Genomic DNA, 9,554 nt, shown 5'->3' with positions numbered 1-9,554 from the left:
AGGCTTAACTCCGATTCAATATCGGAATCAAGCCTTAAGTAAAATGATATAAAACTAACGTCCAGTTTTAGGGGTTAGCTTCAATGCGAAGGTGTTTTTTTTACTTAAAAAATAGGGCTAATCCCTAGCAATCAATGCGATTAGCTCAGGAATTGAACTGTTTCCTTCATTAATAGGTATGGTACTCGATGAATTCATTCGTTTTAAAAAGAGTTCTACCGTATCAAGCATCTTTTCACCAACACGTTGAAAAGGAGGATCAGAAATTTTGGCGGTATAGCTCATAATGCCAATAGCAGTAAGCAAAAGTAAAAATACCTGCGTGCTAGGACTTGCTGTTATCGTCTCACCCGAAGATTTATAACCGTTAACAAAAGAAGTAATCAGCTCTTTGTTTAAGCCAAAATCTTGGTAAAACAGTTTGATAAAATCTTGGTAATTCACGCCCATTCTTGCGCGTTCAAAATCAATCAACTTCGGTTCGCCGTTAATTATTTTGTAATTACGAACACCTACATCACCATGAAGAACAGTAGTTGAATAGTGAAGTAAATCTGACTCAATAGTAGGTTGCAATGAAGAAAGGTCCCGCAAGAGCAACTGCAACCGCGTTTTAATGGTTGATTCCTGCAGCTGCGCAATATCGTGCTCAGCTTTTACAAACAAATTATTATTAGGATAAATTCCCGCAAATGGTTTTACCTTCTGGTGAAATTCAGCTAGCTTGGCTCCCATTACGTAAGCCAGTTCGACAGTTACCGGTAGCTTTAAGTCAATTGGAGCTAAATCTTTCATCACTAAAACATACAATTGCTGTGCAGCGGTAATCGTAAAACTAGTTAGAACTCGGTGTGGGTATAGCTGCCGATTGACCGCCTTTTCGGTAATAAACTTGCTTTTCTGTGGAAATACTTTAACAAATACTTGTTGCTGCAATTTTTTACTATAACCAACAAATGTACTATTTAATGATTGATGCGTAATTTGACTTAGCTCAGCCTCTAATTTGGCTTGAATTATCTGTTTTGCTTTCATAATATCACCCTGAATCGTAAATTATTTTTTCATTTAGGCAAATTTTGGTACATACAAGACTTATTTTGCTAAGCTATTCTATAATGAGATTTAAATATACTTATAAGCATAATTTAGTAAAATTAATCTGATTAGTTTTATAATACAAGTGAAAATGTATTGCTATTTAGCCAAATGAAAGGAAGTTAAGATGGATAAAAAAGAGGTTACAGGAATGCGCATTATCATGACCATTATTTTTACCCTAACTACCACCCTATTAGTTTTTGCACTGAATAATACGACTATTATCATGGCCGCGCAAGTATCTGACGGCAATTTTAGTGAATTAGCACCGCATGAGCACGAACTTGAGCAAGCAAAAACGGACTTACAAACTAGCCAAAAAAAGGACACTATTAATCATTTGTTAGCGCAACATACAAAGTACCAAAAGCAATTAAAAAAAGTGCATCATAAAATAGCAGCTCTTAAGGCCAACCTGGTGCGGGTTAAAACCGAAACTAATGATCCGGGTAAGAAAAAGCGAGCAGAGCAAATCGCTAGTATACAAAAGAAACTGCGCACGACTAACAAGCAGTTCAAACGGATCCATCATCAACTTCATTTATTGCAAAAACAAATTAGCAATACTAATCAAATAAAGCAAGCTGCTGCTAATTCGTCCCAGGACTTACTTGACGGATATAGTGCCGCAAATACTGAGAAACAAGCTGAAGCAGATATGCCTCATCTAGCTCAAGAAAGCCAGCCTTATCAGCAAGGCTTTGCCGCTAATCAAAAGGCCACTAATGACAGCAGCCCTCTTCGCGCCGTTAACTTATCACCTGCCACTTCTAAAACAGTTCAAGCACAAAATTCCCAATCTAATGCGCCAGAGAATACCAATGACCTAGCTAGTCCTAGCGAGCAAGTTCAAGCTGAAAAGCCTAACTCTGATTCTGATGGCAAAAATGACAAGCTGCATAAAGCACCAATCCAGGCAATGGCTACAATTAGGGAGAAAGATCAGCATTTTGAACCGACCATTAATAAGCAATACACACTTACTTATGGCAGCAAATTACCGCATACCGGCAGCAATCTAATCGAGAAAACCAAATTAACCACAATTGGATTAATTTTTCTTTTTATCAGTTTCATTTTATCTGGTAGTGCACAACTTAAAAAATTAAAGTTTAATCATTAAGAACGGACTTTTACCTAAATAGCTAATTAGTAAACCTGAAAGACAAGTTTCAGGTTTTTTTATTGGGTCAAAAAGCTAACTGTCAGCGGTCCATATAGCAATAAGCAAAGGTATAGGCCCACTCATTAACTAAGATCGTGATTGTAATTAGCAGAATACCTAAGACATTAGCCGAAACAGGCAGAACAATTTTTTGTGAAGGCAATTTATTAATCAATTAGCAAGTAAGTAAAGCAGCCTTTTGATAAGAAAACTTTAACCAAGTCGGGTGAATGAATAATTTAGGCTTAAGATTACGTATTTCTTTGCCAACTCACTACTTTTTTTAATACAATATAGGTTAAGTAAATTTGAAAGGACAGATTAAATGAAAAAAGCTGAATGTACGACAATTCTTGTCGGTAAAAATGCTTCAATTGATGGCTCAGCAATGATTGCCAGAAGTGAAGATGGCGGACGCGAAATTATCCCTGAGGGCTTCGAACTAGTTACTCCTGAAAAACAACCTAAGCACTATGAAAGTGTCATCAGTCACCAAAAAATTGATGATGAAGATTTAGCTGAAACTCCTATGCGTTATACCAGCGCACCGGACGTTTCTGGTGAAAGTGGTATTTGGGCAGCAGCTGGAATCAACTCCGATAACATTGCGATGACCGCAACTGAAACAATTACAACAAATTCCCGCATTCAAGGAATTGATCCACTAGTTAGTGAAGGCGGACTGGGCGAAGAAGATTTTGTTACCCTAACCTTGCCTTACATCCATAGCGCACTTGACGGTGTTAAGCGTGTCGGCTACTTGCTAGAAAAATATGGTACCTACGAAATGAACGGGATGGCTTTTGCTGATCACGATGAAATTTGGTACCTTGAAACAATTGGTGGCCATCATTGGATCGCTCGCCGAATTCCTGATGATGCATACGTTGTTGCTCCTAACCGCTTGAACATTGATGAATTCCACTTTGATCAAGACGGTTTTATGGCTGATGACAAACTTGAGGGTCTAATAGACGAATACCATTTAAACCCTGACCGTGAAGGCTACAACATGCGCCACATCTTTGGTAGTTCTACCATCAAGGACGCACATTACAACAACCCACGTGCTTGGTTTGTTCACAATTATTTTGATCCTGAGTTTGGCGGTAAGCCTAGCGATCAAGATCAACCATTCATTTGCCATGCTAACCGCAAGATCAGTATCGAGGACATTTGCTTTGTTGAAAGTTCACACTACCAAGATACCCCATTTGATCCATATGGCGACCAAGGTACTCCTGAACAAAAGAAAACTTTCCGGCCAATTGCCTTGAACCGCAATTTTGAAACACATATTTTACAAGTTAGAAACGATGTGCCAGAAGAAATTGCTGGTGTGCAATGGCTTTGCTTTGGTCCAAATACCTTTAATAGTTTTGTCCCATTCTATACCAACGTTAATGACACACCTGCTAGCTTCCAAACTGGTCCTAAGTTTGACCTGAACAAGATTTTCTGGTTAAACAAGCTGACTGCTCAACTTGGTGACACTAACTTTAAAGTTTACGGCGAATTAGAAAACGATTTTGAGCAAAAATCATTGGCTCAATGCCACTTCATTCAACATGAAACTGATAAAAAAGTTGCTGGTCTTTCAGGTAAAGCAGTCGAAGATGCTCTAACGGAAGCTAACCAAAAGATGGCCGATCAAGTATACAACAATACAATTGAACTGCTCGGCAACATGGTTAACGAAGGACACAACTTAGCTACGTTGAAGTTTGATTTATTGGATTAATTTAGGTCGTTTAAAAACGATTTTGCAGAATTTTGTAATTTGGATAAAGCGCGCGCAATTTTTAGTTCCTGCAAGTAATTTACCTTTGATAATTACTTGTAATTACCAATTGCCAACCACTAAAAATTGTTCAGTCAATTAGAGGATTGCCAATAAAAAAGCGATAAGGTTAACAACTTTATCGCTTTTTTGTGTATTTATTTTTGGTTTTGATAATAACTTAAAACAACTAATTATTTTAAAAAGGCCAGTTCTACGACTAGTAGAGCTAGCCTTGATGTGATTGAAAATGCTGTTAAATTAAATCTCAAATTTAATGATTTTATGAATTAAGGTGAAGAAAAAACTATTTATCTTCTTTCGGTTGGCCGTAGTTTTGGAATTTTCTGGCTACTGAATCCATTTCTTCATTAGTTAACGCAACCGGATTGCCAACGGCACTAGCATATACATATAGCTTGCACAAAAACTCGATGTTAACCGCATTGCCAAGAGCAGATTCAATTGAACCACCGGTAGCTAAAAGACCATGATTTGCAAGCAAAACGCCATTGTCATCTCCCATTACACGATATGCCTCTTCAGCAATTTCTGGTGAGCCATAAATTTTGTAATCAGTACATTTTAATTCTCTGCACATGTCTGCAATCACATAATGAATTGGTGGCACATTTTTACGCAAACATGACATTGCGGTCGCAAAATCTGCATGTGCGTGAATTACTGATAATACACCTGGTTTGTTTTTATAAAAGATCGAGTGCATGGCGTATTCACTTGAAGGCTTGCGGTCGCCTTCTTTAATGTGGCCATCCAAGTCCATAACGACAACGTCTTCAAGCTTAGTGTCATAATAATTAATTCCTGATGGGCTGATTAACATTACCCTATCTTTAGGAACATAAATGCTCAAGTTGCCACCAGTACCCGTGGTTAGTCTTTCATCAACCAATTTCTTTCCAAATTCAACAATTTTTTTACGTTCTTCAATATAATCCATAGTTATTACTCCTATTTTCTAGTGATATTTAAATTTAAGTTTTCCCAAGTTTCATAACTTCTTTCCATAGGCTTTTTTTCTTGGGGATAATATTCAAATCTGATTTTTTTGTCTTTTGAATTCAAATTTTTCTTTAGGACTGAATTAATAACTTCAAAACAGCCCATTACAGATGGTTCTTGAAAATTCTCATATATTTTTACTGGCATGTTAGTTAAAGTAGAAACTACTTGAGGGATAATGACTGAGTTCATCCCTCCCCCACAAGCTACAATTGAATCATAACTAACATTGACATCTTTCTTTAATTGGTTTACCTTTTTGGCGATGGAAAAGCCGATATCTAAAGCGATACTTCCAACAAACATCTCTTTTGAAACTGAATCTGTAAACGGGGGCGATAAAAAGAAGCCACCGTATTTTTTCCCACCATCTTCTTTTACAAACGTTTGAGTGGTAAAACTTGCATATATATTTTGGATTTTTGCCAAATCAATATGTTCTTCTATTTCCTTATACGAGCTTTCGGGAAGCAACAGCTTCTTTGATCTCTCATAATTTAACCCGGTTACTCCAGGATTATATTCGAGAACATATTCTTTTCCAGTTAAATCCAAATCTAACCAATGATTGCTTTTTACCATTGGCTTTTCAACGCGCACACATACCGGGCTAGTTGTTCCAGAAACCAGGCATAATGTTTTGCTTTCACTTTCAGGTAAAATTGCTTTCATTGCCAACTGGGTGTCAGCACCACCAATTACAAATTTGCAATCATCATTGGTAATACCAAATTTTCTCAGCAATTTCTGATTAATTACAGGAAAAATCGTTTGTGAAGGAACTATTTCTGGTAAAAAGATTGAATCCATACCAAATATTTTTAAAAGATCGGCATCCCAGTTTTTGTCAAAAATATTAAATAACTGCGTTTCGGCAGCTTGGGATGGTTCAATCACTAATTTACCGCAAAACAATAAAGCAAACAATTCACTTAAACTAGTAAAGGAAAATACATTGTTATACAAGTCAGGCCGTACTTCTCTTAAGCCGACTAATTTCATGGCTAAAAAATCTCCAGAAATATTTCTAGCAGTTTTTTCAAAAACTATTTTGCGCTGATCTGTAAATTGATTTAAAAAATGATTGCCTCGATCATCTATGTTTGGTATTCCAAAAAGTACTTTTTTGTTTTTGTCCAAGCAGAAAAATGTTTGGCGGGCTCCAGAAACGGTGATAGCGGATATTCTCACGTCAAAAGTTTCTAAAACTCGTCTTGAAGCAATTGCAAGGTTGTTTATAAACAGACGATAGTCTATTAACATTCCCTCATGGGCATCTTCACTGTATACATTTTTGATGTGTTGAATATCATATATATTCCTATTTTCATCTACCAAAGCAACTCTGCTGCTTCCAGTACCAACATCAATTAATAAATAATAGTCCGCTTGTTCCATATTACTAATCATTTATAACTGAGGAATTAATAATATTGGCATTTTTATAATCCTTTTTAATAAAACTGATAAGCGAATTAACTGCTATCTCTGATTGGTGTAAAACAACTTCATAGGTTGAACCACAAATATGAGGAGTTGAAATTACATTATCTAGCAACGCTAGTTTTAAATCGTCTTTAGTTTTTGGCGGTTCAACATCCAAGACATCAATAATTCCTCCGCTAATCTTCTTAGCCGCTAAGCAGGCGTACAAATCTTCATTATTAACTACTGCCGATCTTGAAGTGTTAACGAACAAAGCTCTTTCTTTCATTAAATCGAAATACTTTTTGTCAATCATTCCTTTCGTTTCTGAAGTCACTGGTAAATGAACAGAGACAATATCAGAATTAGTAAAAAGAGTTGCCAAATCTGTCTTTTCAGCTTTAAGATTTGTAGACTCAATATACGGATCGTAAAATATCATCTTGCATCCAAAGTTTTCTAAGAGCTTTGCAGCAGTCTTGGCAACTGCACCAAATCCAACGAATCCAATTACCTGAGAATATAGCTCATGACCTTTCCAAATATAATATGGTGTGGTTCCTGGCTTCCATTCACCATCAACAACCCATTTATTTGCCTGGATAATTTGTCTTTGCTGACAAATTATTAAACCGATAAGCATCTCAGCTACTGCCTCTGCATTTCTTGCAGGGGTATGAATTAACGGTATCTTAAAAAGATTAACAGCCTTAATATCAATATTTTCTGGAGTCGACCTGCAATCGACGATTAACTTCAAATTTTTAGAGTTTTGCAGTACTTTCTCGTTTATTTGGTCTAATTCAGTAATCAAAACGTCAGGATTTATTTCTGACATTTTCTGAGCCATTACATCTGGATAAAAGCGTTCGCCATTTTTGGTCCACGGATCGTAAATAATTTCATCAAAGTATTGGTTTAACTTTGCCCTATTTTCATCGGTAATTTCAGCTCTTATATAAATTTTCAAAATAAAAACACCTCAAACATTTTTGACTCTTATTACTATTTTTTGGAACATGTTTCCAATCAAAAATGCAAAACTAAGAAGTTGATTTTCCAAATTAGTATTACAAATTTCGATTTATATTTTTATAAGCGCTTACAGCTATATTATAGCATGCAAACAAACCAATTCAATAAAAATAGTTAAAAAACATAATTTTTATTTGTTTTTATTTTTGTTTTGTTTGTTTTAATGAACTAAGAAATAAAATCCAGTATTTAAAATAAAAAATGATGAATTATTGTCCATTACTAGACAATAAAAACATCATCTTTAAAAATTCACATTTAGTTATTTCTAATTTACTTTGTTTTCAAGAAGCTTTAACTTTTTTACTTAAAGCGTTGGAGTAATCAGAATGTTTTTCAATAATATCAGTAACTTTCCGTTTATTTCTCTTATAGTAAACAAACTGAATAACGTATAAAATAACAACTGCCCCAATAATTATTGGATTTTTCGTTAAAAATGCTATTGTAATTAGCCCCATCAGGATGTTGGCTGCAACAAACCCAATAACCATCAAGCTGCCTTTTGGCATGGTAACTCCAGTTTCTTTGGCAATTTTAGTAAACATCGGCGCAAAATACGACCCAATGTAGAGCTGCCCTGCAAATATGAGAATATCCATAATTAGTGCTTTGAAAATATTTCCGTCTGCTAATGCTACATTTATTTCTGAATCATAAGCAAAACCAGTCAAACACATTACGGGAACGATTAAATTTCCTGGAAGGATAAACGCAAGAATCAGGGCAAAAGGTATCATTAAAATTCCTGTAGTCAAAGTAGCAGTTTCACCATAGCCAAGAGCATCATTTACTGCTACATACCATTCACGGCCCCCTTTTTTCATTGACTTCTGCGAAGCTGCAGTAATACTTGAAAATGAGGCGGCGAAAATACTGCCGACTTTAGGGAAAATTGTCATCACAGCAGCCGTTGTAACTGCCGTTGTTAAAATCTGTCCCCAAGACGCTATAGAGGTCAAAGTAGTAAAGTTACCAATCAACCCAAGCAGCATACCAACTATAAATCCTATAATCATAGGATCCCCTAAAAAGCCAAGTTTTTGTTGAATTTTCTCAGGATTAAGTTGGATTTTATCTGCACCTAATTTAGAAAGCAGGTAGTTCAATCCTAAGGCAATTGGAACATTACATACTTGGTGAGGTGCAGATAATGTACATTGCGGATAACCATAATAAGTTGACCAGCGCTTGGCAATCATTTCTGAATATAACAAACATACAACGTTGCCAAACAGCATTAAAAAGCTGGCTAACCAAACATTTTTAGTTATTAAATATAATTCCGAACCCCACAAGATCAGTGAATAGTTATTCCATAAATCACTTGGCATAAAAACATTTGTCCATTTGATTGCAAATAGAAAAATCTGAAAAACTAGTAGAATTCCAATGAATATCATTCCTATTCGCGTTGAATAAGCAATCACTGCCGTAGCCTGCCAGCCTATATCCAGCACTGGCAAATTAAGATGTGCAATTTTTACCATCTTATCAACAACTGGTGAAATTACTGGAGTGAAATAGTCAGTAATCATACTAAATCCTACTAGTCCGACTGCAGCTAATATTGCTGAATTGAATGCTTTTTTAGCACTTAGTTTCATAAATAGACAAATTACGAATATTACAACTGGCACAAATATATTAGGACCAAAAGTATCCATAATTGTTTTAAAAGTTTGCATAAAATTTCCCCACCTTTCTTTTTAAAAATTTTCTTACCCTATTTTTCTAGAGCTTGTTTGATTTCTGAATATACTTGCTCCTCACCAATACCAGTTAGTAATCCCGTTGCATTGATTATAGGAACTTCAAATGTACCTGGAATAGGAGATGTATAAATAACCAAGTCAAATTGTCCTTCAGGGATTCTTACTGAAGCCTGCTGTGGATTCAATTCTTGTGAATTTACGTTATAACCGAGTGATTCGATATAACTAGATGCTTTTTCTGCTACCATAGTGGAACTAACAGTTCCTGAACCACACACAGCTAGAAGATTTATTGTTTTTGCCATAATTA

At 35.7% G+C, this 9,554-nt stretch carries 8 protein-coding genes; 2 read left to right on the top strand and 6 right to left on the bottom strand.

The window, feature by feature from the left end:
* Positions 1–117: 117 nt before the first annotated feature.
* Positions 118–1,035 (bottom strand): phosphotransferase, encoded by a 918-nt coding sequence (locus J3U69_RS06015; RefSeq protein WP_267413410.1) that lies wholly within the window; start codon positions 1,033–1,035, stop codon positions 118–120.
* 190 nt (positions 1,036–1,225) lie between these two features.
* Between J3U69_RS06015 and J3U69_RS06010 the strand changes: the two genes are divergently transcribed.
* Together J3U69_RS06010 and J3U69_RS06005 are read left to right on the top strand one after the other, a co-directional pair.
* A complete protein-coding gene (locus J3U69_RS06010; protein WP_267413408.1) occupies positions 1,226–2,224 on the top strand; it encodes a hypothetical protein in 999 nt (332 codons plus the stop codon).
* A 367-nt stretch (positions 2,225–2,591) separates the two neighbouring features.
* Positions 2,592–4,007, top strand: coding sequence for a C69 family dipeptidase (locus J3U69_RS06005; RefSeq protein ID WP_267413406.1), 1,416 nt, complete (start codon positions 2,592–2,594; stop codon positions 4,005–4,007).
* Between the two features lie 346 nt (positions 4,008–4,353).
* On the opposite strand, the gene J3U69_RS06000 is transcribed toward J3U69_RS06005, so the two are convergent.
* From J3U69_RS06000 to J3U69_RS05980, 5 genes are all read right to left on the bottom strand, one after another.
* On the bottom strand, positions 4,354–5,007 hold the full coding sequence (locus J3U69_RS06000) for a class II aldolase/adducin family protein (protein WP_267413404.1): 654 nt from the start codon (positions 5,005–5,007) through the stop codon (positions 4,354–4,356).
* A gap of 11 nt (positions 5,008–5,018) precedes the next feature.
* Positions 5,019–6,467 carry an FGGY family carbohydrate kinase gene (locus J3U69_RS05995; protein WP_267413402.1) on the bottom strand — a complete coding sequence of 483 codons (1,449 nt, stop codon included), beginning with the start codon at positions 6,465–6,467 and terminating at the stop codon, positions 5,019–5,021.
* Between the two features lie 4 nt (positions 6,468–6,471).
* Positions 6,472–7,464: an NAD(P)-dependent oxidoreductase gene (locus J3U69_RS05990; protein ID WP_267413400.1), complete on the bottom strand. Its 993-nt coding sequence runs from the start codon at positions 7,462–7,464 to the stop codon at positions 6,472–6,474.
* A gap of 349 nt (positions 7,465–7,813) precedes the next feature.
* Positions 7,814–9,217 (bottom strand): PTS galactitol transporter subunit IIC, encoded by a 1,404-nt coding sequence (locus J3U69_RS05985; RefSeq protein WP_267413399.1) that lies wholly within the window; start codon positions 9,215–9,217, stop codon positions 7,814–7,816.
* Positions 9,218–9,255: 38 nt separating this feature from the next.
* Entirely contained in the window at positions 9,256–9,549 is a 294-nt protein-coding gene (locus J3U69_RS05980; RefSeq protein ID WP_267413398.1) for a PTS fructose transporter subunit IIB, read from the bottom strand.
* Positions 9,550–9,554: the final 5 nt, after the last annotated feature.

The sequence above is a fragment of the Lactobacillus sp. B4026 genome (assembly GCF_026535825.1).
In the GTDB taxonomy this organism is placed as follows: Bacteria; Bacillota; Bacilli; order Lactobacillales; family Lactobacillaceae; genus Lactobacillus; species Lactobacillus panisapium.
This window is presented reverse-complemented; position numbering and strand designations above follow the sequence as displayed.

Coding starts and splice junctions, on each gene's coding strand:
- J3U69_RS05980 (WP_267413398.1), bottom strand. CDS start 9,549: ATGGCAAAAACAATAAATCTTCTAGCTGTGTGTGGTTCAGGAACTGTT.
- J3U69_RS05985 (WP_267413399.1), bottom strand. CDS start 9,217: ATGCAAACTTTTAAAACAATTATGGATACTTTTGGTCCTAATATATTT.
- J3U69_RS06010 (WP_267413408.1), top strand. CDS start 1,226: ATGGATAAAAAAGAGGTTACAGGAATGCGCATTATCATGACCATTATT.
- J3U69_RS06005 (WP_267413406.1), top strand. CDS start 2,592: ATGAAAAAAGCTGAATGTACGACAATTCTTGTCGGTAAAAATGCTTCA.
- J3U69_RS05995 (WP_267413402.1), bottom strand. CDS start 6,467: ATGGAACAAGCGGACTATTATTTATTAATTGATGTTGGTACTGGAAGC.
- J3U69_RS06015 (WP_267413410.1), bottom strand. CDS start 1,035: ATGAAAGCAAAACAGATAATTCAAGCCAAATTAGAGGCTGAGCTAAGT.
- J3U69_RS06000 (WP_267413404.1), bottom strand. CDS start 5,007: ATGGATTATATTGAAGAACGTAAAAAAATTGTTGAATTTGGAAAGAAA.